The 26,597-nt window shown below is 43.1% G+C and carries 24 protein-coding genes; all 24 read right to left on the bottom strand.

Annotated elements, in window-relative coordinates:
• Positions 1 to 118: 118 nt before the first annotated feature.
• The 24 genes from recA to pnp all read right to left on the bottom strand — a co-directional run bounded on the left by recA (position 119) and on the right by pnp (position 26,499).
• On the bottom strand, positions 119 to 1,165 hold the full coding sequence (gene recA / locus HC660_RS09155) for a recombinase RecA (RefSeq protein ID WP_010334307.1): 1,047 nt from the start codon (positions 1,163 to 1,165) through the stop codon (positions 119 to 121).
• 172 nt (positions 1,166 to 1,337) lie between these two features.
• Positions 1,338 to 2,588 carry a competence/damage-inducible protein A gene (locus HC660_RS09150; protein ID WP_029441276.1) on the bottom strand — a complete coding sequence of 417 codons (1,251 nt, stop codon included), beginning with the start codon at positions 2,586 to 2,588 and terminating at the stop codon, positions 1,338 to 1,340.
• Between the two features lie 18 nt (positions 2,589 to 2,606).
• Positions 2,607 to 3,188, bottom strand: a complete 582-nt coding sequence (gene pgsA / locus HC660_RS09145) for a CDP-diacylglycerol--glycerol-3-phosphate 3-phosphatidyltransferase (RefSeq protein ID WP_168747873.1) — start codon at positions 3,186 to 3,188, stop codon at positions 2,607 to 2,609.
• 49 nt (positions 3,189 to 3,237) lie between these two features.
• Positions 3,238 to 4,152 carry a cell shape determination protein RodZ gene (gene rodZ, locus HC660_RS09140; RefSeq protein ID WP_168747871.1) on the bottom strand — a complete coding sequence of 305 codons (915 nt, stop codon included), beginning with the start codon at positions 4,150 to 4,152 and terminating at the stop codon, positions 3,238 to 3,240.
• Between the two features lie 18 nt (positions 4,153 to 4,170).
• Positions 4,171 to 4,962, bottom strand: coding sequence for a DUF3388 domain-containing protein (locus tag HC660_RS09135; protein WP_168747870.1), 792 nt, complete (start codon positions 4,960 to 4,962; stop codon positions 4,171 to 4,173).
• Between the two features lie 129 nt (positions 4,963 to 5,091).
• Entirely contained in the window at positions 5,092 to 5,349 is a 258-nt protein-coding gene (locus HC660_RS09130; protein ID WP_029441274.1) for a DUF3243 domain-containing protein, read from the bottom strand.
• Positions 5,350 to 5,428: 79 nt separating this feature from the next.
• A complete protein-coding gene (ymfI, locus tag HC660_RS09125; RefSeq protein ID WP_168747868.1) occupies positions 5,429 to 6,157 on the bottom strand; it encodes an elongation factor P 5-aminopentanone reductase in 729 nt (242 codons plus the stop codon).
• A 52-nt stretch (positions 6,158 to 6,209) separates the two neighbouring features.
• Positions 6,210 to 7,496 (bottom strand): EF-P 5-aminopentanol modification-associated protein YfmH, encoded by a 1,287-nt coding sequence (gene yfmH / locus HC660_RS09120; protein ID WP_168747866.1) that lies wholly within the window; start codon positions 7,494 to 7,496, stop codon positions 6,210 to 6,212.
• Positions 7,493 to 8,770: an EF-P 5-aminopentanol modification-associated protein YfmF gene (yfmF, locus tag HC660_RS09115; RefSeq protein WP_168747865.1), complete on the bottom strand. Its 1,278-nt coding sequence runs from the start codon at positions 8,768 to 8,770 to the stop codon at positions 7,493 to 7,495. Before yfmF ends, yfmH begins: the two co-directional genes overlap by 4 nt.
• Positions 8,771 to 9,029: 259 nt before the next feature.
• Positions 9,030 to 10,238 carry a bacillibactin exporter BcbE gene (gene bcbE / locus HC660_RS09110; protein WP_244956499.1) on the bottom strand — a complete coding sequence of 403 codons (1,209 nt, stop codon included), beginning with the start codon at positions 10,236 to 10,238 and terminating at the stop codon, positions 9,030 to 9,032.
• Positions 10,239 to 10,371: 133 nt separating this feature from the next.
• A complete protein-coding gene (locus tag HC660_RS09105; protein ID WP_010334301.1) occupies positions 10,372 to 11,097 on the bottom strand; it encodes a GntR family transcriptional regulator in 726 nt (241 codons plus the stop codon).
• 133 nt (positions 11,098 to 11,230) lie between these two features.
• A complete protein-coding gene (locus tag HC660_RS09100) occupies positions 11,231 to 13,600 on the bottom strand; it encodes an FtsK/SpoIIIE family DNA translocase (protein ID WP_168747863.1) in 2,370 nt (789 codons plus the stop codon).
• Positions 13,601 to 13,730: 130 nt separating this feature from the next.
• Positions 13,731 to 13,943 carry a YlzJ-like family protein gene (locus HC660_RS09095; protein WP_029441271.1) on the bottom strand — a complete coding sequence of 71 codons (213 nt, stop codon included), beginning with the start codon at positions 13,941 to 13,943 and terminating at the stop codon, positions 13,731 to 13,733.
• Positions 13,940 to 14,677: a translocation-enhancing protein TepA gene (tepA, locus tag HC660_RS09090; protein ID WP_029441270.1), complete on the bottom strand. Its 738-nt coding sequence runs from the start codon at positions 14,675 to 14,677 to the stop codon at positions 13,940 to 13,942. The genes HC660_RS09095 and tepA overlap by 4 nt, the downstream gene beginning before the upstream one ends.
• Before the next feature lie 115 nt (positions 14,678 to 14,792).
• The gene (gene rnjB / locus HC660_RS09085; protein WP_010334297.1) at positions 14,793 to 16,460 is read right to left on the bottom strand and encodes a ribonuclease J2; all 1,668 of its coding nucleotides are present in this window, start codon (positions 16,458 to 16,460) and stop codon (positions 14,793 to 14,795) included.
• A gap of 177 nt (positions 16,461 to 16,637) precedes the next feature.
• Positions 16,638 to 17,510, bottom strand: a complete 873-nt coding sequence (gene dapA, locus HC660_RS09080; RefSeq protein ID WP_010334296.1) for a 4-hydroxy-tetrahydrodipicolinate synthase — start codon at positions 17,508 to 17,510, stop codon at positions 16,638 to 16,640.
• A gap of 30 nt (positions 17,511 to 17,540) precedes the next feature.
• On the bottom strand, positions 17,541 to 18,755 hold the full coding sequence (gene dapG / locus HC660_RS09075) for an aspartate kinase (RefSeq protein ID WP_010334295.1): 1,215 nt from the start codon (positions 18,753 to 18,755) through the stop codon (positions 17,541 to 17,543).
• Between the two features lie 91 nt (positions 18,756 to 18,846).
• Positions 18,847 to 19,887: an aspartate-semialdehyde dehydrogenase gene (gene asd, locus HC660_RS09070; protein WP_010334294.1), complete on the bottom strand. Its 1,041-nt coding sequence runs from the start codon at positions 19,885 to 19,887 to the stop codon at positions 18,847 to 18,849.
• A gap of 125 nt (positions 19,888 to 20,012) precedes the next feature.
• Complete coding sequence (gene dpaB, locus HC660_RS09065) at positions 20,013 to 20,615, bottom strand: dipicolinate synthase subunit B (protein WP_168747861.1); 603 nt, start codon at positions 20,613 to 20,615, stop codon at positions 20,013 to 20,015.
• A 2-nt stretch (positions 20,616 to 20,617) separates the two neighbouring features.
• Positions 20,618 to 21,511 (bottom strand): dipicolinic acid synthetase subunit A, encoded by an 894-nt coding sequence (gene dpaA / locus HC660_RS09060; protein WP_029441268.1) that lies wholly within the window; start codon positions 21,509 to 21,511, stop codon positions 20,618 to 20,620.
• A 191-nt stretch (positions 21,512 to 21,702) separates the two neighbouring features.
• Entirely contained in the window at positions 21,703 to 21,960 is a 258-nt protein-coding gene (locus HC660_RS09055) for a YlmC/YmxH family sporulation protein (protein ID WP_010334291.1), read from the bottom strand.
• A gap of 77 nt (positions 21,961 to 22,037) precedes the next feature.
• Complete coding sequence (locus tag HC660_RS09050) at positions 22,038 to 23,267, bottom strand: M16 family metallopeptidase (RefSeq protein WP_010334290.1); 1,230 nt, start codon at positions 23,265 to 23,267, stop codon at positions 22,038 to 22,040.
• A gap of 38 nt (positions 23,268 to 23,305) precedes the next feature.
• Positions 23,306 to 24,265, bottom strand: coding sequence for a polysaccharide deacetylase family protein (locus HC660_RS09045; RefSeq protein WP_168747859.1), 960 nt, complete (start codon positions 24,263 to 24,265; stop codon positions 23,306 to 23,308).
• A 116-nt stretch (positions 24,266 to 24,381) separates the two neighbouring features.
• Complete coding sequence (gene pnp / locus HC660_RS09040) at positions 24,382 to 26,499, bottom strand: polyribonucleotide nucleotidyltransferase (RefSeq protein ID WP_010334288.1); 2,118 nt, start codon at positions 26,497 to 26,499, stop codon at positions 24,382 to 24,384.
• Positions 26,500 to 26,597 lie beyond the last annotated feature (98 nt).

Raw genomic sequence — 26,597 nt, 5'->3', positions numbered from 1 at the left:
CTACTATAAAAGTTGTCAAATGAACCAATTTATTTATCATTATTTTGCAGAAAATACAAAAGAAAAAAAGGCAGAGTTTGCACTCTGCCTTTTTTATTATTTCAAATTCATTTTATTTTTATTCTTCAAATTCGAGTTCTTCCTGTGTCTCTTCCGCCTGCTGCTGTACTACTCCGTTATTATCTAAGCCGTAATGTTCACGAATTTGCTCCTGAATCATCAGCATGATATCTTTGTTTTCTTTTAAGAATTGTTTGGCATTTTCCCGGCCTTGGCCAAGACGCTCTTCTTCATAAGAGTACCATGAACCGCTTTTTTGCACGATATCAAGTTCAGTTCCGAGATCAATGATTTCGCCTTCTTTTGAGATACCTTCTCCATACATAATATCAACCTCAGCTGTACGGAACGGAGGAGCTACTTTGTTTTTCACGACTTTGATTCTCGTTTTATTCCCCATAACGTCGTTGCCTTGTTTCAGCTGTTCAGCACGGCGTACTTCAAGACGAACGGAAGAGTAGAATTTCAGCGCACGGCCGCCGGGAGTCGTTTCCGGGTTTCCGAACATAACGCCGACTTTTTCACGAATTTGGTTAATGAAAATCGCGATTGTCTTCGATTTGTTGATGGCCCCTGAAAGCTTACGGAGCGCTTGAGACATTAAACGCGCCTGCAAACCGACATGTGAATCTCCCATGTCGCCTTCAATTTCCGCTTTCGGAACGAGCGCCGCTACAGAGTCGACAACGACGATGTCAACTGCACCGCTTCGAACCAATGCTTCTGCAATTTCAAGCGCCTGCTCGCCTGTATCAGGCTGAGACAGTAAAAGCTCTTCGATATTGACACCGAGTTTTTGTGCGTATACCGGGTCTAGCGCATGCTCCGCATCGATAAACGCAGCTTGTCCTCCCTGCTGCTGAACCTCAGCAATGGCATGGAGCGCCACAGTTGTTTTACCTGAGCTTTCAGGACCGTATACTTCAATAATCCGTCCGCGGGGATACCCGCCTATTCCCAGTGCCGTATCAAGAGCGAGGGAGCCGCTTGGAACAGTAGAAATTCTTGTATCTGTCTTTTCTCCCAGTTTCATAATGGAACCTTTGCCGAACTGCTTTTCTATTTGTTTAAGAGCCATATCTAAGGCTGCCTGACGATCACTCATTCTATTTTTTCCTCCTTTATGTTACCACTACATATACTATACCCTGTTTGAAGGGATTTGCCAAGAAAAAAGCGAACGCATATTCGGATTTTTTCTTGGCCTGATTTCTACCAAAATATCATAATGAGCCGGAGAAATCATGTTTTTTGAGGAGGATAGTGTGCTGAAAACATTATTTTTGCTCTAACAGTTTTAAAATTAAATGGCAGCCATATTTAGCAGCACGTTTTCTAATTCCTGTTCTGGAGCCCGCAAAGTGAAACTCGTGAACCTCTTCTTTTCCATTTGCAGAAATACCGATAAACACATGTCCAGGTGCATGGCCTTCTTGAGTATCAGGGCCGGCAACACCGGTAAAGCTAATGCCAATATCGCTTCCAGTGAGCTGCTGAACACCCTTTGCGAGCTCAGATGCGCATTGCTCGCTGACTGCGCCGAAACGGTCCAGTGTTTCCTTTTTGACGCCGAGCACATTTTGCTTCACTTCGTTTGAATAGCAAACGACGCCGCCGGAAAACAACGCTGAAGCGCCGCTAAGATCTGTCAGCCATTCAGAAAACAGCCCGCCGGTAAAGCTTTCTGCGGCAGAAAGCGTGATGCCTTTTTCCTTACATGCTTTAGATAGCTCTTTCACAAGCGATGTATCGTCATAGCCATAGAAGAATTCACCGACACGTTCTAAAATAACGGCTTCTGTTTCTTTTAACAAACGCTCTGTTTCTTTTTCATCAGCATGTTTCGCTGTCAGGCGCAGCGTCACCTCTCCATCCGCTGCCAATGGAGCAATCGTCGGGTTCGTCTGTGCATCAATGATATCTTCTAAATCAGCTTCTAGCTGAGATTCGCCGATACCGAAGAAGCGAAGAACCGTTGACACAATTTTTTCATTTGAGCCCATCTTTTTAAGAAGAAGCGGTTTAGCCTCATTTTCAAACATCGGACGCAATTCACTCGGCGGTCCGGGAAGAAGCATATAAAAGCGTGAATCATGCTCTGTAAGCATTCCCGGCGCCATTCCAAAGTGATTTGCCAGTACGTCAGATCCTTCGATGACAAGCGCTTGTTTTCGGTTATTAGGTGACATCGTGCGTTTTGTTCGTTTGAAATAATCCTCAATGGATTGAAACGCCTCATCATTTAAAACGAGCGGGCGTCCCAGTACATTAGCTATCGTTTCTTTTGTTAAATCATCTTTTGTCGGTCCGAGCCCTCCTGAAAAAATAATAAAATCAGAGCGCTCTTCAGCAATGCGGATGACCTGCTTCAGCCGCTCCGGATTATCACCGACTGCTGTATGGTAGAATACGTTTACTCCGATTTCTGCCAACTGCTTGCTGATAAATTGAGCATTTGTATTGGCAATCTGACCAAGCAAGAGTTCTGAACCTACTGCAATAATTTCTGCTTTTTTTGGAAATTCCATCACGTATGTCCTTCTTTCTTAGTTAGATGTTTTTAGCGCTTCCCAGTTTTTAGCGAAATAGTCCCACCCTGATACAACGGTAAAGAATACGGCTACCCATAACGCCAGGTCAGCGAACGGAAATGACACAAGCTCAAACGGAAGATTGTGAAGAAGCAATGCAGATACTGCAATAATTTGTGCCCATGTTTTAATTTTACCAAGCATATTCGCAGCTACTACTTCTCCCGTTCCGGCTAATACAAGCCTTAAACCTGTTACGGCAAACTCCCGGCTGATAATCACAATGACCATCCAAGCGGGAGCAAGATCAAATTGCACAAGGATAATTAACGCTGCCGATACGAGAAGTTTGTCCGCAAGCGGATCGAGAAATTTCCCAAAGTTTGTAACAAGGTTCAGTTTGCGGGCATAATAACCATCTATCCAATCTGTCGTCGATGCAATAATAAACAAAATAGCGCCCGCTAAGTGTGTGACCGGAATGGATTCGTCTCCAAAATCGAGCCTGCCCCAGTCAAACGGCGCCAGCATGATAATCATGAAGATCGGGATTAATGCAATTCTTGCTAGTGTGATTTTATTCGGTAAGTTAAACATAAAGCCCCTCCAGTTTCATACTCGGACGTGAAGAAAAGTCATCTGGTGATTAAGATGACTTTTCTTCCTTTTTATTTACAATCTTTATTGTTTGTGCCATCACTTCTTTAGGATCAAGTTTATACGACAGAACCTCACCGTTGATTTTTATTTTCAGGTTAGGTGCATATCCTGTGCGGATTTCAACTTGTTTCTGATCAGTTATGTCTTTTTTATACGTTTCTTCTTTTTTCAGTGTACCCTCTTTGAGAGAGCTGCTGTTTTCGTCGCGCACTCGAATCCAAGAGCTGTCTGAAGCCTTCAGCTCAAGCTCGATTTTATCGGCGCCGGACACTTCATACGTTGTTACAGATCCTTCAGTGCCAGTTGCTTTCATCTCTAGTTTGTTACTTTCACTGTCTTCTTTTTTATCTTCTTTGTCTTTCGTTTCTTTTTTTGTGTCTGTCTCTTTTGCAGAGCTGTTGGTTTGATTCTCTTTCAGCGTCGAATCCTTAGGGATCTCATACTTGCTTTCACTTTTCGTGATTGATTTTTCTGATGCCGCGTTGCTATTATCATCGTTTTTATGATTCGCAAACTGAATTATAGCGTAAACAATGGCAATCACGACAATCACGCCGAGAATCACAAGTATTGTAGGCAGCAATTCCAGCGCCTTAGAAGCAGGCTTTGGCATTTCCTTCTGCATATTCATGCCGGAGATTTTTTCAGACACATCGTCATGATACGTATTCGGGATATCTTTTTTATACTCTTCAAACAATTGGTCAGCATCAAGCCCGACGGCTTCCGCATATTGTTTGATGAAAGCCCGGACATAAAACTTACCCGGAATAATGTCATAATTTCCTTCCTCCAAGGCGGTTAAATACCTTTTTTGAATCTTAGTTGCCGCTTGGAGATCATCCAATGACATTGCTTTTTCCTCTCTGGCTTCTTTCAGCCGGATTCCTAGTTCAGTCACAACAAACACCTTCCAATTTTAAAAATCAAAGCTTGAAAACCCGGATTGATCAAACAGTTGGGGTTCTTCAGCATGTTCATATGTAATAACCTCATCAGGATCATTTCTCAGTTCAATAATATAATCAAAGTCATCTAGTGTATACTCTGTATTTTGAACGAATATGTCCGGATGCTCCACCACTTTTGTAGCAGGCAGCCTCATGATTTCCCTCACCAGCTGCAGATGGCGTTCAGACCCTCTTCTTGTCGACACAATCCCGTCAACGATAAAGACATTTTCAGTGCTGTATTCATCGGCAATCAGCTGGCTTCTAATTGTTTGTTTCAGCAAGGTAGATGATACAAACAGCCACCTTTTGCTGGCGCATACGCTGGAAGCTACAATTGACTCCGTTTTCCCGACGCGCGGCATTCCCCGGATTCCGATTAATTTGTGGCCTTCTTTTTTGAACAGTTCGGCCATAAAATCGACTAATAGGCCCAGCTCGTCCCGTTCAAAGCGGAATGTTTTCTTATCATCGGCATCCCTCTGGATGTACCGGCCGTGTCGCACGGCGAGACGGTCGCGAAGCCTTGGTTCCCTCAGCTTCGTTACTTTAATTGTTTCCATCGTTTTTAAGATTGATTCTAATCGTTTAATTTGATCTATATGGCGGCACCTGAGCAGCATTCCCCTTCTGGAAAGATCGACGCCGTTTATCGTTACGATGTTAATAGAAAGCATCCCGAGAAGAGATGAAATATCCCCGAGCAGTCCGGGGCGGTTCACTTGAATTTCATATTCAAAATACCATTCGAGCTTTGCCAAATGATATACCCCCTTCATTGTGGCAAATTTTTACCTTCCTTTATCATAAAGCATTTTTCTCTAATTAGAAAGAAGAATGTTGCTGTGATGAGGAAAACATAAAAAAGAGAGGAAGAATCTCCTCTCTTCTTAATGAGTGCTGTTATTTTCAACAAGCTTAACCATCATATTGGCAATGGCATGCTGTTCTTCTTTAGATGCTACGCTCCAAAGATCTGCCAGCACTTTTTCCTGCTCGTTCTTAGAATCCACTTCATTAGCCAGGTAACCGCCGATTTCTGTAGCAAGGTCAGTGATGGTGTCCTGACTCATGCCTTTATCTTGCGCATAGTTCAAACGATCACCAAGGAAATTCTTCCAACTATCCCAGTTTTCTAATACTGACATGTGAGTTTCCTCCATTTCATGTGAAGTTACAAAATTATTTTGTCCTTCTTAAAAGAAACTATACACATTTTATTTTGCATCAGCAGTGCCAGCCCCCGTTAACAGACAGAATCTGTCCAGTAATATAGGAAGCTTTTTCAGACAGGAGAAATGCTACCGCCTCGGCAATTTCTTTCGGCTGTGCAAGCCTGCCGATCGGGATCTCATCAGCGATCTCTTCCAATTCATCCGGACTGAATTGATTCATCATGTTGGTATCTACAGCACCCGGCGCTACTGCGTTGACCCTGATACCGCTTGGAGCCAGCTCCTTAGCCAGTCCTTTTACAAACGAGTGCTGTGCTCCCTTTGCCATGCTGTACAGCACCTCACACGATGCCCCAGTCTCTCCCCAAATAGAGCTGACTGCCACAATCGCTCCCGTTTTGTTCCGAATCATGCCTGGAAGAAGGTTTCTCGTCAGCATGTAAGGACTTGCCACATGCAGCTGAACCATTTCCTGTACCGTAGCATTATCTACATCAGTAATCAGCCCGAAATGGCTTCTGCCACTGTTTAAAACGATTGCATCAACCGGCTGAACAATTGCTTTTGTTAGTTCATCAGCGCCAGTCGGAGTGGAGAGATCTCCTTGCAAAATATCAGCATCTATGCCAAACGCCCGTTTCAGTTTTTCAGCAAGCTCTGCTGCCGCGTCTTCATTCTGATTGTAGTGCAAAAGCAGATCATACCCCTCTGCTGCAAGCGATTCACTTATGCTTTTGCCAATACCGCCGCTCGCCCCGGTGACTAATGCTGTTTTTTTCATCCTCTTTCCTTCTTTCCGCAGAAAAACACCCCTCACATTGGAGGGATGCATGTTAAGATTTAGGAACCACTTTGCAGACAGTCAGTCTGTCCTCAGCAATTTCCTCTTGTATGATTTGCTGCACATCCTCAAGGGTGATCTGCTCGAGAACAGTTACGATATCAAACAGGCTCATCTCCAAAAATGCATAGCGAGTGAATTGGTTAGCGATGTATTCAGGTGAGTTTAATGCCTTTAAAAATGACCCGATTTTTTTCTTTCTGGCAAGTTCAATCTTCTCAGCGGTGATGATTTCACCGGCACGAAGCAGATTGCTTGAAATGTCTTCAGCCAATTTATCCGGTTCAGGCGTGTCCCCACCGATGGCCGCAAAACCGAACCCATATTCAGCCGTAAAATCAAAGCTGAACGTTTCATCAATATACCCTTTTTCATAAAGGGATTCATACTGAGCAGAGCTTTTGCCGAACAAAGATTCTAGCAATAGGTTCATTGCAAGTTCATGCTTGAGCAGCTCTTTCCCTAATCTATACGGATGCTTTGATTTCAGTCCGACGAGACATTTCGGTCCCTGAACATTCATTTTAATTTCTTTTTCTTTCCGGAAAACAGCTTCTTGCTCTTTTACTTCTTCCCGTTTAATTTCCGGCTGATCTGTATACGGTTTTCTTCCCTGATTTTCTCTTACCTGAGAAATGATCGCTTCAGGATCAACAGGGCCGACTATAAAGAGGAGCATGTTGCTCGGATGGTAAAACGTCTCATAACATTCATAAAGAAGGTCCTTATTGATATGGGATATACTTTCTACCGTTCCGGCTATATCAATTTTGACAGGATGATCTTTGTACATGTTTTCAATCACCCCGAAGTACAGCCTCCAGTCAGGATTATCATCATACATGTTAATTTCCTGGCCGATAATCCCTTTTTCCTTTTCTACTGTTTTTTCTGTAAAATAAGGGTCCTGCACAAAATCAATCAGTGTTTCCAAATTGCGTTCCACGTTTGACGTGCTCGAGAAAAGATAAGCCGTTCTTGTAAATGACGTAAACGCATTGGCAGAGGCGCCCTGTTTACTGAAATCTTGAAAAACATCTCCATCAGCTTTTTCAAACAGCTTATGTTCAAGAAAATGGGCAATCCCGTCGGGGACATGAACCATCTCGTCTTTTCCAAGAGGGACAAACTGATTATCGATAGACCCGTACTTTGTTGTGAACACCGCATACGTCTTGTTGAAGCCTTTTTTCGGCAAAACGTATACATCTAGGCCGTTTGACATTTTTTCATGATACAGCGTCTCCTGAAGCTGTTCAAATTCGATTGGTTTTATCAAGATGCACCCTCCGTCCCTTTTAAGAAGTAAGTCGTATCAAGCTGAATTTTTTCGCCGACTTTAATGATATCCTCTTTTGTCACCCGCTCAATATTGGCAAGGAAATCTTCGATCGGAATATCGACTTGGGCAGCGGCCTGCTGATATAAAAATTCAGATAAACCATACGCAGTATCAATGGTTTCCAGCACCTGATTCCGAATCATGGCTTTCGTCTGAGAGATGTCTTGCTCACTGAACTCCCCGTTTTTCATAGCCTGAAATTGCTCGGCAATAATAGAAACGGCTTGTTTGTAGTTTTTCACTTCTATTCCTGACATCACCATTAATAAGCCTTTAAAGCTATCGATACGGGAGGCTGCGTAATAAGCGAGACTGGCTTTTTCCCGAACATTAATGAAAAGCTTGGAATGAGAAAAGCCGCCGAACATTCCGTTAAAAACTTGTAAAGCCGAATAATCCTGATCCGTAAAAGTAATATTGGTCCGATAGCCAATATTCAGCTTGCCTTGTTTGACGTCTTCTTCATCAATGACTTCTTTAGGTTCAGGTTGTTCAGAATGGTTGTTCACAAATGTTTCCAGAGCGCGTTCCTCTGTGTGAAAATATTGATCAATAGCAGCTTGCACTTGTTTCCTGTCAACATCGCCGACGACATATAGATCAAGCTGGTCTTTTTGGATCGCGTTTCGGTATGTTTCATATAATTGATCGGCCGTAATGGCATCAACATCGTCGATCTCTCCATTAACGTGCAGCGAGTAAGGTTCATTTTTACACATTTCCTGTATAAGCCTTAGATTAGAGTAACGCATTTTATCATCATAAACCGCTTGTATTCTCTGCTTCAGCGTTCGTTTTTCTTGATCCACATATTGCGATTGAAAAACGCCTGCTTCTAAAGCAGGTGAAAAGACGATTTCTGCGAGAAGCTGGAGCCCTTTTTCAAGGAGAGGCGTCTGATCTTTTAAATATTTTTCATTCGGAATTTCAAGCCTAAATGTAATCACATGCTGTTCACCTTTTTTCGAGAGATCAGCCGAAACAGACGTGCCGTACAGTTCATCCAGATAAGAACGTAAATCTGCAGTTTTCGGACGACTTTCTGTTCCGCGAAGCAGCACATGCGGGAACAGCGCTCTTTTCGTAACTTGCTCCTTTGTTAAGGGCGCCAGCATTTTAAAGATAAGCGAGACGGTTTTAAATTTTTCTGTTTCTACAATATGTGCGGTTAAACCGCCGTGCTTTGTTTTGACTTCATTGACATATGACATGTGAAACCTCCTTCGTTCATTTCTTATTAGTATGTATTATGACCAAATTTCAGCATTCGCAGAAACACTCTTTCATGTAATTATAGCAACTGTAGGATTTATAAGGAAACAATAACCTTTTGCGTATTAATTGTTCTTCTGCTGTTTGTGATGTCATAATCCTTGTTGCCTCTTCATGCTTTTACGAAATGCGAATCAATTACTTGTCTGTCTTACACAAGTTTTCTGCCGATTTTTCTCAGCAAAAAAAGACGGTTTGTCAAACCGTCCCTAAGTTTTTTTCTTCTTCACTTTTTTTAGCATCTACATTAAATAGCACCAGAAATAAAGAAATAATCCCGCAAAACGCAGAGAGAATGAAGATAAGCCAGCTTGCATTAGACATCAATGCCGCAAACACAGGCGGCCCGAGAGCTACTCCAATAAAGCGCATACTATTGTAAAATGAAGAAATTGTTCCGCATTCCTCACTTTCAATCCCTTCCGTTATCAGCGCATCTAAAGCAGGAAGCGCCATTCCGATTCCAATTCCCCCAAAACTTAAAAAGATAAATAAAAAATAAAAACTGTGGTTCCACCACAAGCCGATAAAAGACAGGCTTAACATAATCATCCCTGTAACGACGCAAAATTTCATTCTTGCTTTATCTTTGCCGATCTTTTTACCCGCTATAAAAGAACTGCTGGACAGGAATAAAAGAGGTATCGCCAGCAGCCCGCCTTTGGCCACTCCGTCAATTGTATATTTATTCTCTAGCGTGTCTGATAAGTAAAATAATACGCCAAATAATAAAAACATAATGACGCATCCAATAATAAAAACCGTGTAGAGCCAGCGTCCATCCTGTTTAAAGATTTTCCGCACATTCTTGAGGAACTCTGAAATTGTAGGTGCATCCTCATCTTCTTCAGGCTTCTCCACCAAAAACAATACAAGCAAAAAGCTGATCAAACAGAAAAACGGAATAAACCAAAACGGGACGAACCAGTACCAGGATGCAAGTAAAGCGCCCAGTATGGGACTCAGCACTTTTCCCGAGGTGTTAGCGGTTTCAATATCGCCAAGACCGGCACTGACCTTTTCATCATCTCCCTTAAACAGATCGCCGATAAACGGCATGACGATGGGAGCTGCGCCTGCTGATCCGATGCCTTGAAGAACCCGTCCAGCCAAAATCATAGCATAAGGATTGTCTATATATGTCGAAGCAAAAGCAGCCACAGCTCCCCCTATTCCCGCAATAAGAAGGCATGGGAGCAGTACTTTTTTTCTGCCAAATCTATCCGACAGGTACCCCGCGATCGGAATGCAAATGATCGCTACCACCGAATATACAGTGATAATTAATGATACTTGAAATGAATTGACCGACAGCTTTTTCTCCATCATCGGAAGCACGGGAATCAGCATGGAGTTCCCTAATGTCATAACAAGCGGTACGGAAGCCAGAGCAATAATATTTTTCATTCCTATTTTTTCTTTCAACATTTTCACCCATTCACTTTGTCATCCTTTATATCTTGCGTTAACCACATTGAAAGTATGTACAAAGAAACATAAACCAGGCAATAAAAAAACAGACACATCACAGGCGTCTGTTTTAGAATCGTTTACGCAAAACATGGAATCTGAATTTGTCGGCTCTGAAATAATTTAATGAATAAAGCACCGGTTTATCATGCTGATCATAATGCGTTTGTTTTAACAGTAAAAGAGCTGTTTCCGGATCACATTCCAGCACTGGAGAAATCGTATCATGATAGCCGATCGGCTCGATATCGGTTACGGCATAGCTGATGACAGAGCCTGAATTTTTCTCAAGCAGGTCAAACATAGACTCTTGCTGGTGAGAAAAAGAATCCGGCAATATATCCATCGGAATTTTGTCAATACAATACACAATCGGCTGTCCGTTTGCCGTTCTGACACGTTCAAGATAAAAAACTTCCTGGCCTGATGTCAGATGAAATCTCTTGATATCATCATCAGTCGGCATAAGCACTTGAGATGAAAGAAAGATTGTTCCTGGGATCATATTAGCCTGTTCAATCATTTTGGTTACACTGTTCAGCTGTTCAATGCCCGAAAGAAATAACGGCTTAGAATGGACAAAAGTTCCTACACCATGCCTTCTGATAATCACATGCTCCTCTTCCAATATCCGTAGTGCTTCACGCAAAGTCGCCCGACTGACGCCAAGCTTTTTGGAAAGCTCAAATTCAGAAGGGAGCTTTTCTTTCTCAGTGTAGATTCCATTTTTAATATCCTCTTTAATTCGTTCAATTACTTTTAAATACAAGTGCCGATTATCAGCTTTTGTAGACATGTTTCCCCTCCGTAAACCACCTTCGATAAAAATTATTGAACAATTGGGACAACTATATCATGTTTTGTCGAAAAAATAAACAGCAAGGTGTACAGTTTACATAATGTTATTATTGTTACCGAGCTCTCTTTCTTTAAGAAGAGAGCTCATCATGTTTTTCTTTTGATATTAAGACTTCCCTTGGTTTGCTGCCTTCATACGGGCCAACTACACCGCGTTCTTCCATTGCATCTATCAGACGTGCCGCTCTTGTATACCCGATTCTGAACCGTCTTTGCAGCATCGATACGGATGCAGTCTGCATGCCGACAATTAATTCGACAGCTTCATCATAAAGGTCATCGGTAACCTCAGTATGTGTTTCCGTTATTTCCTCAGGAATCATTTCTTCCTGATATTGAGCTTTTTGCTGCGTAATGACATGATCCACGACCTGCTCCACTTCTTCGTCTGACAAAAATGCTCCTTGTACGCGGACAGGTTTATTAGCCCCTACAGGTAAAAACAGCATATCTCCGCGTCCCAGAAGCTTCTCAGCGCCCCCCATATCCAGAATGGTCCTTGAATCCGTCTGTGAAGAGACACTAAATGCGATTCGTGACGGAATATTTGCCTTGATGACCCCTGTAATGACGTCAACTGACGGGCGCTGTGTCGCAATAATAAGATGGATGCCGGCAGCCCGCGCCATTTGGGACAATCTCGTAATCGAGTCTTCAACATCAGATGAAGCTACCATCATAAGATCAGCTAGCTCGTCCACAATAACCACGATATACGGCAGCTCTGGCTGTTTTGCCTCTCCCTCATTATTGGAGCGTTTAATATAATCATTGTACCCTTCAATATTTCTAGTTCCTGTATGAGAAAACAGTTCGTACCGCCGTTCCATTTCATTGACAACTTTTTTCAAAGCTTGTGAAGCTTTTTTCGGATCAGTTACCACCGGAGCAAGCAAATGCGGAATTCCATTGTACACATTCAGCTCAACCATTTTTGGGTCAATCATCATCATTTTCACTTCATGCGGTTTAGCGCGCATCAAAATACTTGTAATAATGCCGTTGACACAGACACTTTTTCCGCTCCCGGTCGCGCCTGCAACAAGCAAATGAGGCATTTTGTTTAATTCAGCAAGCACGGCTTCGCCCGAAATATTACGGCCAAGTCCGATTAACAGTTTTGCATCAGGTCGGTCATTAAGTTTTGACTCAAGCACTTCCTTCAGCGATACCATAGCCACTTCCGCGTTTGGAACTTCTATCCCAATGGCAGATTTCCCTGGGATAGGCGCCTCAATCCTGATGTCTTTTGCAGCTAACGCAAGCGCTAAATCATCACTTAGGTTGACTATTTTACTGACCTTTACCCCAACATCCGGATACACTTCATATTTCGTGACAGCTGGCCCGAGATGAACCTGTGTCACTTTTGCCTTTACGCCGAAGCTTTGGAAGGTGCGTTCGAGCTTTCTCGCATTCTCATAAATATTTTTTTTATCAGCCTGCTGGCCGGTATGCATCGGATCGGCTAATAAATCTAATGACGGCATCTGATAATCTTTATTTTCAAGTTCTGTAAAGGTCATTGGCGGAGAAACTGCCGTTTCATTATGGTCAGCCTCGGACTGATTTTCCTGAAGCGGTTCTGTGACCGGTTCAATTTGTTTTTCTGCAGCTGCCGGGGGCTCTTCCGATTCATTCCGGTCTGAAAAGCTTGAGATAATCGGCTCTGAATGAATGAGAGGCGATACCATCTCCTGCTCCTCTTCTTCAACAGTGGGCTCTGGCTCCATTTGCTGTTTTCTGCGAGCCGGCTTTTGTTTTTTGCTGGTATTGGCTTTCGCCTTTTTCGATGATTTCATATTTGTTTTGACTGATTTCATGTCATCAATAAAAGCAAACCATTGTTCTTTGATGAAACGGCCGATCGGGCTCATCCACTTTTTCAGCGTTTCTTGAAGAGAGCGCCCTGTGACCAGAATCAATCCGATCAAAATCATTACAATCGCCATAATTTGAGAACCAGTAGATGCAAACAAAAAGTGTGAAGCCGCAAACAGAAGCGCCCCGATCATCCCCCCGCCTAAATCAGGTGAAGCTGAGCTCCCATTCATGTCCATTAAAAATAATTCCCATGTATTGCGGATCACGCTGGCAGACTCAATAGACCCTCTGTTCGTCAAATTTTTAAACAGCTGCACATGAGAAAGCAGCAATATGCTTGCAATGATGCAGTACAGCCCCGCCTTTCGTCTCGTTAAAAGACTCGGCGTTTTTTTCTTCCAAAATAGTGAAACCCCTAAAACAAATAAGCCTAACAAGCATAAAATAAACCACTCACCAGCGAAAAAACGGAACAAGTAGATAAAGGTTTGTCCCACTACACCAAGCTGCAAAATGGCGATAATTGAGATAGCAATGCACAGCAATCCGTTTAATTCGTATTTTATGTTGAGCTGTTTTGCCTGTTTTTTTCTCGATTTTCTTTTTTTCTTTGCCACACTCATCACCTTACTGCGTTAAAAAATGTAAGTTCATACATAATGAAGAAAGCAGCCGTTAACTGGCTGCATTTTTTCTGTAGGATTCCCCTATTATAGCATATTTTGCCCTTAAAAAAGGGGAGGAATCTTATACGTTTAATTTTAGCTTTTGTCCCGGAGAAATATCCGGATGCAGAAAGTGCATGGGGTTTGTACTCATGACTTGTATAACCTCTGCTTCATTGCCTTTCATCTCGACAAGAAGCGGAACACCCCTATACTCGATTTGCTCGTGAGCACTTGGCTGTTGGTTCTGTTCCGCGAAAACAATTTCCTGCGGCATCACGGTATATAAAATCATTGAATCATCCGTCCTTCTTCTTCTCTCGCTTCCTCGATCAGCTCATTTAATTTATTGATCGCTTGGCCGACTCCGCCGACGTGATCAATCAGGCCATACTCGACGGCATCCTTGCCGACGACATTTGTTCCAATATCGCGTGTTAAGTTTCCTTTTGAAAACATTAGCTCTTTAAACTTATCTTCATTTACATTTGAATGGCTTGTTACAAATTTAACGACTCTTTCTTGCATCTTATCCAAGTACTCAAAGGTTTGAGGCACACCGATCACCAGTCCCGTCAGCCGAACGGGATGAATCGTCATGGTAGCTGTTTCAGCGATATAGCTGTAATCACAAGATACCGCAATTGGCACACCGATGGAATGCCCTCCGCCAAGTACGATGGAGACGGTCGGTTTTGACAAGGATGCGAGCATTTCAGCAATCGCAAGACCTGCTTCCACATCTCCGCCGACTGTATTTAATATAATAAGCAAGCCTTCAATTTTTGGATTCTGCTCAATGGCAACGATTTGCGGGATTACATGTTCATATTTTGTTGTTTTGTTTTGCGGAGGCAGCTGAACATGGCCTTCTATTTGTCCGATAATGGTCAGACAATGGATATTTGTATCTTGCGGGAGCTGCGGAAGTGTCGTTTCCCCTAGCTGCTGTATTTTATTCATAATGCTGTCTTTCGCATCATTTTTTTCAGGACGTTCTTCTTCTGTATTTTCCATACGATGATCCATTTCGCTTTCACCCTTTCCGAGTTTCTCTTTGTATTATGAACAAAGATCTTCGATTCAATCCCGGCATAACAGGCAAAAAAATAAAGACCGGAGCAGCTCCGGTCTTACGTTTCCATTAGACTTCCATAATAATTGGGATGATCATCGGTTTACGTTTTGTTTTTTCATATAGGAATTGGTTCAAAGCATCTCGCATTGCCTGCTTAAGCGTTGACCATTCAACATTTGATGTTTCTGTTGCTTCAGTCACGATTGAGCGTACAAGCTCAGTAGCCTGTACGATAAGGCCTTCAGACTCTCTTACATAAACAAAACCGCGTGTGATAATCTCAGGACCTGATACAAGATGTTTCTTTTGTTTATCAAGTGTAATGACAACAATCAGTATGCCGTCTTGTGAAAGTAAGCGGCGGTCTCTCAGCACAATATTTCCGATGTCGCCTACACCTAAACCGTCGATTAAAATATTGCCGTATGGCACTTTATCACCGATCTTTACGTTTTGGCCGCGGAACTCGACAACGTCTCCTTTTTCAATTAAGAAGATATCACTGCGCTTCATGCCGATTTCTTCAGCGATTTTTGAATGAGCCTTTTGCATTCTGTATTCGCCGTTTACAGGAATTAAATATTTTGGTTTAAGCAGATTGATCATCAGCTTTAACTCTTCCTGTGAGCCGTGTCCAGATACATGCACACGCTTTTGGGCAAAAATGACTTGTGCGCCAGCTCTGGCAAGCAAATCTACTGTTTTAGAATAAATGAGTTCCTGTCCAGGGATCGGTGTGGATGCAATGACAACTGTATCCCCTTCTTCGATATTCAGCTGCTTGTGGGCTTTGTTTCCCATTCTTGTCAGAGCTGCCAACGGTTCACCATGGCTGCCGGCAGTTACAATCGCTACTTCACGCTTCGGATATTTTTTGACGTCCTGAACCGAAATAAACAGTTCATCATCTGCTTCAATATATCCAAGCTTTCTTGCCAGCTGAAGGATCGATTGAAGGTTTTTTCCGGCAACTGCAATCTTTCTGCCATTTTGAGCTGCTGCATGAATGACTTGCTGAATCCGGTTAATATTGGATGCGAAAACAGCAATGATTACCCGGTTCTCTGAATTGTAAAGCGCGTCCGAAATCTCTCCGCTGACAGCAGCTTCCGAAGGGGTGTAACCCGGACGTTCTGCATTTGCACTGTCAGAAAGCAGAGCAAGTACGCCGCTGTTGCCGATTTTGGCAATCTCGCCAATGTCGCACGATTGATTAAGTGCGGGTGTTTGGTCAAATTTGAAGTCTCCCGTGCATACAATAGATCCAAGTGATGTTTTTAAACTAACGCCTACTGAATCAGGGATACTGTGGATCGTATTAAAGAACGATACCTTTGTTGATTCAAATGTAATGACAGATTTTGAGTGAATTTCTCTTAAATCAGCTTTTCGGTTATGTCCGTATTGCTTTAATTTTTCTCTTAACAGTGCAAGCGTCAGCTTAGTTCCGTATACAGGAACAGACAGCTTGTTTAACAAGTAAAAAACGCCGCCGATATTCTCATCATGCCCATGTGTTAAAAAGATAGCCTTGACGCGGTCAGATCGTTCAATCAAATATGATATGTCAGGAATCACCACATCAATACCAAGCATTTCATTTTCTGGGTGCATAAGGCCGGCATCAACGACAAATATGTCTGAATCAATTTCGATGACATAAAGGTTCTTCCCAATTTCTCCGACACCGCCAAGGGCGATAATTCTAACGTTTTCTGTATTTTTCTTTTTCAAAATCTATATCCTCCTAGTCTCATACCCGTCCATCATCACTTGTTCCTATTATAACTGAAAGTAATTTTAGAAAACAAGATAAAGCAGAAGGTTTAGGGAAAACCAATATGTATAAGAAACGGTCAAACTCAGGTGGAATGAGAATGACCGCGTTTGTTTCACTGTATGAAATTTTTCTTACAGTTCGCTGATCGCGCTGCTTAAGCTCAGACGTTCATCTTCGTTTAACGGGATAAGAGGAAGACGCACTGAACCGACATCAAGGCCTTTCAGCTGAAGAGCTGTTTTCACAGGAGCCGGGTTAGGCGCTTTAAACAGTTCCTTCATAATCGGCAGGAGTTTCTGGTGAATCAGTGCCGCGTTAGCTGTTTGCCCATTTGTATAATTTTTAATCATTTGCTGCATATCAGAGCCTACGATATGGCTTGCGACTGAAACGACACCTCTTCCTCCTACTGACAGAACAGGAAGCGTCAAGGCGTCATCTCCAGAATAAACGGAGAAATCTTCAGGCGTTTCCGCAACAATTTTTGTAATCGCTTCGAGGTCTCCGCTCGCTTCTTTAATCGCAACAACATTCGGAACATCTGCTGCCAAACGGATAGTCGTCTCAGGAGCAAGAGAAGCAACGGTGCGGCCCGGCACATTGTACAGCATAACTGGAAGAGACGTTTCAGAAGCAACAGCTTTAAAATGCTGGTACATGCCTTCTTGTGAAGGTTTATTATAATACGGTGTAACGAGCATGACCGCGTCTACGCCCGCTTCCTCAGCTTTTTTTGTGAGCTTAATGGAATCTTTCGTGTTGTTGCTTCCAGTACCCGCAATAACGGGCACCCGGCCGTTCACTTCTTTGACCGTATATTCAAATAGCGCTATTTTTTCTTCTGTTGAAAGGGTTGGAGATTCTCCTGTCGTTCCCGCTACTACTAAAGAATCTGTTCCGTTTTTCAACAAGTAGTCAATCAGTGTAGACAATTTTTGAAAGTCTACATTCCCTTTATTGTCAAAAGGTGTAATCATAGCTGTAGACACATTTCCGAAATTCATTTTTTTCACCTCATCATGATTCAATCACATTTACTTAGAAAGTTCAAACACTTCATGCAAAGCGTTTACAGCAGGAACCATGTCCTTTTCATGGACAAGCACCCAGATGGTCGTGTGGCTGTCCGCCGACTGCAGAATAGGAATCTCTTTCTCTGATAGGGCTGTCACAATTTTAGACGTTACACCCGGGACGCCCATGATACCGGCACCGACTGCCGAAACTTTTGCACAGTCTCTCGTCACCATCGGGTCATAGCCCATATCCATTAAGATGCGCTGAGCTGTTTCCGTCTTGTTCCCAGCCACCGTATAAACAATTTCACTAGGTGTAATGTTAAAGAAATCAACGCTGATTCCTGCATTCGCCATCGCTTTAAAAACTTCAGTCTGAACGTTATACTGACCGAGTTTTGAAGGCACTTTGAACTGTGTGACATCTTTGACATGGGCAATTCCCGTAATCAGCCGTTCAAAAACATCACTGCCGACATTGGAAGAATGATGTGAAGTCACCAATGTGCCTTTATCTTTAGAATATGTTGAGCGGACGCGGATCGGAACCTTAGCCTGCATCGCAATTTCCACAGCTCGCGGATGAATCACTTTCGCTCCCTGGTACGCCAAATTGCAGATTTCCGTATATGTTACCACAGGAAGCGGTTTCGCGTTTTCCACTACTCTCGGATCTGCAGTCATCACACCTTCAACATCTGTGAAAATATCGATGTATTCAGCGTCAATTGCCGCCCCAAGTGCGGCTGCAGACGTATCGCTGCCCCCTCTTCCGATCGTTGTTGTATCGCCCTTTTCAGTAGCGCCTTGGAATCCTGCGACGACTACCGCGTCATGATTCGCAAGCACACTGAACAAACGCTCAGGCTTCATTTCAAGGATTTTTGCATTTGTATGCTGGTCATTTGTTAAGAAGCCGGCCTGAGCCCCAGTCAGCGCAGATGCTTTTACACCGTTATCCAGCAGCATGCTCGTAAAGACGACAGAAGAAATCGTCTCTCCACATGATAAAAGCAAATCCTGCTCTCTTGGGGAAATCGCAGACTGATCGCCGTAAAGCAGTCCCAACAGAGAGTCAGTTGCGTACGGATCACCCTTCCTGCCCATCGCAGAAACGACAACGACAACCTTATATCCTTCACTGATTGCTTCTTTAATGTGCTCTAAAGCCAGTTTACGGCCTTTGTCATCCTTTACAGATGTCCCGCCAAACTTTTGAACAATTATCTTCACTGTTTTCACTCCAAATTATTCGGACGTAACAGAAGAGAGCAGGCGATTTGCGCCTTACTCTCTTCTATTCGCACTTGGGAAATTCTCTCTTTTATACGAGGTTTAGTTTTTTCAGGCTTTCTGCAATTTGAACAGAGTTCCATGCGGCGCCTTTTAATAGGTTATCAGAAACTACCCATAAATGAAAACCGTTTGCTCTGTCCAAGTCTTTGCGGATGCGGCCTACAAACACATCGTTTTTGCCGACTGCATCGGCAGGCATTGGATAAAGCTGCTGGCTCGGGTCGTCCTGAAGTGTAATGCCAGGAGCTTCTTTTAATAGATTTTTAATATCTTCCACAGTAGCGTCATCTCGGTCTACCTCGATGTAAACGGACTCTGAATGGCCGGTTTCAATCGGAAGTCTAACACATGTAGCCGCTACTTGAAGCTCAGGCATGTGCATGATTTTTTTCGTTTCATTTATCATTTTCATTTCCTCAAACGTATAGCCGTTATCTTGGAATTTATCAATTTGCGGAATCGCATTGAAAGCGATTTGATAGTGTTTTTCATCACCTTTTACAGGCATAATCTCTGGTTTGATTTCTTCGTTGTTTAAAATCGCCTCTGTTTGGCTGTGCAGCTCTTTTACAGCTTCATTTCCCGCTCCTGATACCGCTTGGTAAGTTGATACGATAACTTTGTTTAAGCCGTAAGCTTTGCGGATCGGTTCCAGCGCAGCCACCATTTGAATTGTTGAGCAGTTAGGGTTGGCAATAATGCCGTTGTGTTCATGCAAGTCTGCCTCGTTGACTTCAGGCACAACAAGCGGCGTATTTTCGTCCATACGGAACGCACTTGTATTATCTATAACAATAGCTCCGCGTTTTACAGCTTCGGGTGCCAATGCCTGCGATACGCTTCCGCCGGCGCTGAACAAAGCAATATCTACTCCTTCAAAGCTCTCGGGAGAAGCTTCCTGTACAGTCAGCTCTTGGCCTTTAAATGTGACTTGGGTACCCGCAGAGCGTTTTGAAGATAGCAATGTAAGTGTATCCATTTCAAAATTTCTGTCTTCAAGTGTTTTAAGCATTTGTTGTCCTACAGCTCCTGTCGCTCCGACAACAGCTACGTGTAAACCTCTTCCCATCTGTAAAACTCCTTCCGCCAATCAGCTTCATTGAATTGATTTGACTATAATTTTACGTTTTATTTTACCATAGAATATGCGGGTGATGACCGAAATTTTTTGTTTAGGAAAGATTTTCTGTATATTTAGTCATTTCCCTGATAATGATCAACGAGAATCGGCTGAAGCTGCTGATGCATCAGGGCCTTTTCAACAGTTTGAGGAAGCAGATCCATTTTGGCAACCATTGAATTCGGTTTTTTGTATGGATCATCTTGCCCAAAAGGAATGAAGAAGATATTTTTGGTAGACATGAGCCTCATTAGGTTGGTGCCATTTAAACCGAGAGCGTCATTTGTTGAGATACCGAGAACGACCGGCCGATTGTTTCTGATTGTTGCTTTTGCAGCCATCAGTACTGGGCTGTCTGTCATGGCGTTGGCCAGCTTGCTCATCGAGTTTCCGGTTAAAGGAGCTATTACCATGCAGTCCAATGGCAGCTTTGGCCCGAGGGGTTCAGCCTTTACAATTGAATCAATTACCTCATATCCGGTAAGATCTTCAATTTTTTTAACCCATTCCGCTCCTTCTCCAAAGCGTGTATCTGTGGATTTTACGGTAAATGTGACAACCGGCCGGACTTCCGCTCCTTCATTGACTAGCGCCTCAATTTGCGGAAACACCGCTTCATATGTGCAATGCGAGCCGGTCAGTCCAAATCCGATTCTTTTCCCTTTTAGTGACGACATTCTTATTTCCCCTCCTCAGCATGTAATTCAGCCAAAAGCTTGCTCAAGACATTGGCGAGGATCTGCCCGGCTGTTTTAGGAGCGACAATCCCCGGCAAACCAGGGGCAAGGAGTGCCTTAATCCCTTGTTTTTCAGCATATTTAAAATCGGTTCCACCGGGACGTGAAGCCAGATCCAATATTAAGGTTTTCGGTGTCATGCAAGAAAGCACAGTTTGATTCAAAATCATGCTCGGTATGGTATTAATACAAATATCTATATCTTTGACATGCTCTTTGAGTTCATCAGTGTGAAACGGGACGAGCCCCATTTCGGTGATGCGCGCCAGATGCGCTGAACTTCTTGCGCCTACCTTTACATTCGCCCCAAGCGCGGCAAATGTACGGGCGATCGTCATTCCGGTACGCCCTAGCCCGAGAACGGCCACCTGAGATCCGTGTATCGTATAATCTGTGTGCTGAATGGCCAGCATAATCGTTCCTTCTACTGTCGGAATAGAATTATATATCGCAATGTCATCCCGCTCAAACAGCTTAACAAGTTTTCTGTTTGCTTGAGCTGCAATGTTTTCTAAATAGGCGTTAGAAATCCCTGAGAAAATGACACAGTGTGCAGGCGTTTGGTCGAGGTGCTCCTGTTTTAAAACAACTTCTTCATTTGAAAATACGGTTGATACGACACCTTCTCCTGTTGTTGCAGACACAGGAAGAATGATACTGTCTATTTGCTGATAAGGAATTTCATCAATGTTGCATTTTACAGCTCCGGTAAAACCGTGATCCAATTGGTCAAAACCGACGAGATAGATGTCAGTCTGCTGTTCAGTGAGCTTTCTAATAATTTCGAGCTGCCTTGCGTCACCGCCGATAACTGCAATTTTCAATCCGGTTAACATGTTAAACGTTCACCTTCTTTGTATATACTGGATCCCTAGTTGTTAAGCTCCCCTTCATCTTATGATCAAAAGGAAATAGCGGTGAATTAAAACATACGCTTTTTTCACACAAAAAAACATCGGCTGACTCAGCCGATGTTTGGATGTTTTCATGAGAGCCCATAACCTGCAGAGTTGGGCCTTTTCTATAGTTACTCTTGGTGAGGAGAAATCTCCTCAGGGACATCTAAAATGATCATATCTGATCCGATCTTTTGAATATGATTCCAGGGGACACGAATGTCTTGACCGTGTTTTCTCAAACCAAACCATTTGACTGTCGGAATGAGAAGCGCTGTGATCTGACCATCCTGTTCATTGATTTCTAAATCGGTCTGACCCAGTACTCCCAGCCGTTCAGCTCTTTTGATGTCGACAATTTCCTTCCCGGATAATTCACTGAGCCGCATCTCTGTCACCCCCTTGTACTATGTATGATCAAAAGGATAAAAAAATGCCTGCTCCGTTTTGGGGCAGGCATTTCGGTTTATGATGGCATGTTGCCGGAAGGGCTGATAAGAGCCAGAGAATAGTCATTCGTAAACATTTGTCTGGCAAGACCGTTGACGCGTTCTAAGTTTACAGCGTTTAATTCATTAATAATTTCGTCTAATGTTTTGTGTTTTCCGAGCAGCAGTTCATTTTTACCGTTTCGGCTCATTTTGCTGTTCGTGCTTTCTAAGCTCAGCATCAAGCTTCCCTTCATTTGCTCCTTGCTGTTTTCCAGCTCTTTCACCGTTATGCCGTCGCGTTTTAATGTCGCAAGGGTTTCTTGAATGGTTTCTGACAGCTGCTGAAGCTGATTTGCACCTGTTCCGCCATAAATGGTGAGCATGCCGCTGTCCTCATATGAGCTGTGATAGCTGTAAACAGAATAAGCGAGCCCTTTATCTTCACGAACATCTTGGAACAGGCGGCTGCTCATACTGCCTCCGAGCACATTATTAAGGACGATCAAATCATAAATCTTTTCATGACCGACTTCCAGCCCTTTAAAGCCTAGACATAAATGGGCTTGTTCTGTTTCTTTTTTTCTTGTGAGTTTTTCTGTATGGAATCCAGGCTTCTGAAGACCTGTCGCTTTGCCTTTTGCCTCGTATGATCCGAACCATTTTTCTACATCTTTTATAAAGCTTTCTGAAATATTACCCGCTACAGAAATAACGACACGGTCCGGCGTATAATAATCATGCATGTATTGTCTGAGAGAGTCGCCGTTAAAGGAATCAAGCGTTTCTTCTGTGCCTAGAATCGGATAGCCTAAAGAATGATTCCCGTACGTGGCTTTGCTCAGTAAATCATGGACAATATCATCGGGCGCGTCTTCGTACATTTTTATTTCTTCGTAAACCACATTTTTTTCTTTTTTCAGCTCGTTTTCATCAAAAGTTGAATGAAAAAACATATCTGCTAATACGTCAAGTGCGTAATTCGCATGCTCATCAAGCACCTTTGCATAATAGCAGGTATATTCCTTTGAGGTAAACGCATTGACCTGACCGCCAATACGATCAAAAGATTCTGCTATCTCACGTGCAGATCTTGTGCTCGTCCCTTTGAAGAACATATGCTCCAAAAAGTGGGAAATCCCATTTATCTCCGGCGTTTCGTGCCGCGAGCCTGTACCAATCCAAACGCCGATCGCAACAGAACGGACTGTCGGGTTATTTTCAAGCACAACTCTTACACCATTTTGACATGTATATCGTTTAATCAAATTTGTTCCTCCTATTCAAAGACTAGCTGCCTGCCCTGTTACTTCAACAGTCTTGTTTCATCCATTAGTTCAGTGACTGTTCCAAGCGCATATCCTTTCTCTTTTATCTTTGTAATCAGCGCTTCAAGACTTTCCGCCGTGGGATCTGTCGGATGCATTAAAATCATGGCACCATTATGTATCTTGCTTAACACCCGTGTTTGAAGTGCAGACGGAGCCGGTTTTTTCCAGTCGATTGTATCAACTGTCCACATCACTGTTCCCATATGTTTGTCAGCTGCAATGTCAACAACCGCTTTCCTGAAACTCCCGCTTGGCGGAGCGAACCATTTCGGCTTGACACCGAGCGTTTTTTCTATCTGCTCATTCGTTTTGTCGAGCTGTTCGGAAATTCTTCCTGTTGTCAGTTTGCTCATATCCGGATGATTGTATGAATGATTTCCGATTTCATGTCCTTCTTCCGCAATCTTTTTAGCCAACTGTTCATTGTGTTTCACCCAATTGCCTTCCAAAAAAAACGTTGCCTTTACTTTATGCTTTTGAAGTACAGGGAGCATTCTTTCCAAATAGTCGTTTCCCCATGCCACATTAATTAAAAAAGCCACCATCGGTTTTTCAGGATTCCCTTTGTAAATAGGCTCTGGCTGAAGAGACTCAAGATGAACGCTTGGTTTTACTTGACTGTACACTAAATCGTTTTCCCGAAACTCACCGTGCTTTTTCATTTTTTTATAGGATTTTTCAATATTGACCTTTAAACCATTGTAACCGGGAATGCTTTTCCACACCTTATCTATTCTTGCATTCTGAGGCTTTACTTCATAATCTGGCGCCTTTTGAAGCAATTCTTCATATAACGGGTCTTTGGACGCCGAGACGGTCACCGTATCTTGTTTCATTGCCCCTATATAATCAAGTGTGTGCGGATTTTTCATCATCTCAAATGAAACAAAAAAAAGAAATAGAAAAACGGCAAACGGTACAAATTTTTTGTACATGTTTTGTCCCCCCTCACCTCACATTATGAAGGAGAAGGACAAGGTAGAACCCGCTTGCTTTTTAAAGCGTCAAAATAAAGAAGCCGGGGTCTCCCAGGCTCCTTTTATGTTTTCATTTAAGATTTTTGTTCTTCTTTTTCTTTCTCTTCACGGAGCACAGCTTTACGAGACAAGTTGACCCGTCCTTGCTTATCGATTTCAGTAACTTTCACAAGAATCTCATCTCCGATTTTGACAACATCTTCAACTTTTCCTACGCGGTCAAGCGCAAGCTCTGAAATGTGCACCAAACCGTCTTTTCCGCTGAAAATTTCAACGAACGCACCGAATTTTTCAATTCGTTTTACTTTACCTAAGTAAAGCTGACCGACTTCAACCTCTCTGACGAGGTCTTCGATGATTTTCTTCGCTTTTTGGTTGCTGCTTTCAACTGTCGAAGAAATAAAGATTGTACCATCCTGCTCGATATCAATTTTAACACCGGTCTCTTCGATGATTTTATTGATTTGTTTTCCGCTAGGCCCGATGACATCGCGGATTTTATCAGGATTGATCGCCATTGTTAGAATCTTAGGCGCATATTGGGAAAGCTCTTTTCTTGATTCGCTTAATGTAGCAAGCATACTGTTGAGGATTTCCATTCTTCCTTTTTTCGCCTGCTGAAGCGCTTCTTCGAGAATCTCTCTGGAAAGGCCATCAATTTTAATGTCCATTTGCAGCGCCGTTACGCCCTTTGCAGTTCCGGCAACTTTAAAGTCCATGTCTCCAAGCGCATCTTCCATGCCTTGAATATCAGTTAAAACAGTATAGTGTTCGCCTGATTTGACAAGTCCCATTGCAATACCTGCGACTGGTGCTTTGATTGGTACACCGGCATCCATCATTGCAAGTGTGCTTGCGCAAATACTTGCTTGAGACGTAGAACCGTTTGATTCAAGCACTTCTGACACAAGACGGACAGTGTAAGGGAAGTCTTTTTCCGACGGAATAACTGGCTCAAGCGCACGCTCACCCAGTGCTCCGTGTCCGATTTCACGGCGTCCCGGCCCACGCATTGGTCCTGTTTCCCCAACGCTGAATTGCGGGAAGTTGTAATGGTGCATAAACCGTTTCGATTCTTCGACACCTAAACCATCAAGGATCTGCACATCCCCGAGAGCACCTAACGTACAAACGCTGAGAGCCTGAGTCTGTCCTCTTGTGAACAATCCGGAACCGTGTGTTCTCGGCAAGAGGCCGACCTCAGAAGAAAGCGGGCGAATTTGATCGACTCCGCGGCCGTCAGGTCTTACCTTTTCTTCAGTAATCAGGCGGCGCACTTCATTTTTGACAAGCTTGGACAAAATTTGTTTGACTTGCTTGATTGTTTCTTCATCATGCTCATCTTCCTCGAATTTTGCTACCACTGTGTTTTTCACTTCAGTAATGGCATCTTCGCGCGCATGCTTTTCATGAACTTGGATTGCTTTCAGCAGATCTTCTTCTGCTAAAGCCTTTACCTTTTCATTCAGCTCTTCATCAATTTCATAGAGCTTAATTTCTGACTTTTCTTTGCCGACAGCTGCAACAATTTCTTCTTGGAATGCAATCAGGCGTTTAATCTCATCATGGCCGAACATAATCGCTTCTAGCATCGTTTCCTCAGGAACTTCGTCTGCTCCCGCTTCCACCATGTTAATTGCATCTTTAGTTCCGGCAACGACAAGATTGATATCACTTTTCTCAAGCTGATCAACCGTCGGGTTAATGACAAATTGATTATCAATGCGTCCGACAGTTACCCCTGCAATCGGTCCTTCAAACGGGATGTCTGATACAGAAAGTGCAAGCGATGAACCGAACATAGCAGCCATTTCTGAAGAGCAGTCTTGGTCAACACTCATGACGATGCTGATGACTTGAACTTCATTACGGAATCCATCGGCGAACAAAGGCCGGATCGGACGGTCGATTAAACGGCTCGCCAATACTGCTTTTTCACTTGGACGTCCTTCTCTTTTAATAAACCCGCCAGGTATTTTACCTACCGCATATAATCTTTCCTCGTAGTTTACAGTAAGCGGGAAGAAATCAAGCGGTTTCGGTTCTTTTGAAGCGGTTGCTGTACTGAGTACTGCTGTGTCGCCGTAGCGGACCATAACAGCACCGTTTGCCTGTTTGGCAAGCTGGCCGGTTTCAACAGTAAGCGTTCTTCCGGCCCAATCTATGGTAAAGACATGTTTTTCTTGTCCCATACGATTACGAACTCCTCTCTTCGTTGTGTGAAATAATCAATTACTCCTATTATGAACGAAATGGATTGAACATATCAATGTCAAAGTAGTATGTAAAA

Source organism: Bacillus mojavensis (genome assembly GCF_012648005.1).
Classification (GTDB): Bacteria; Bacillota; Bacilli; order Bacillales; family Bacillaceae; genus Bacillus; species Bacillus mojavensis.
Note: the sequence above shows the minus strand (reverse complement) of the source record. Positions and strands in the feature narration are given on the sequence as shown.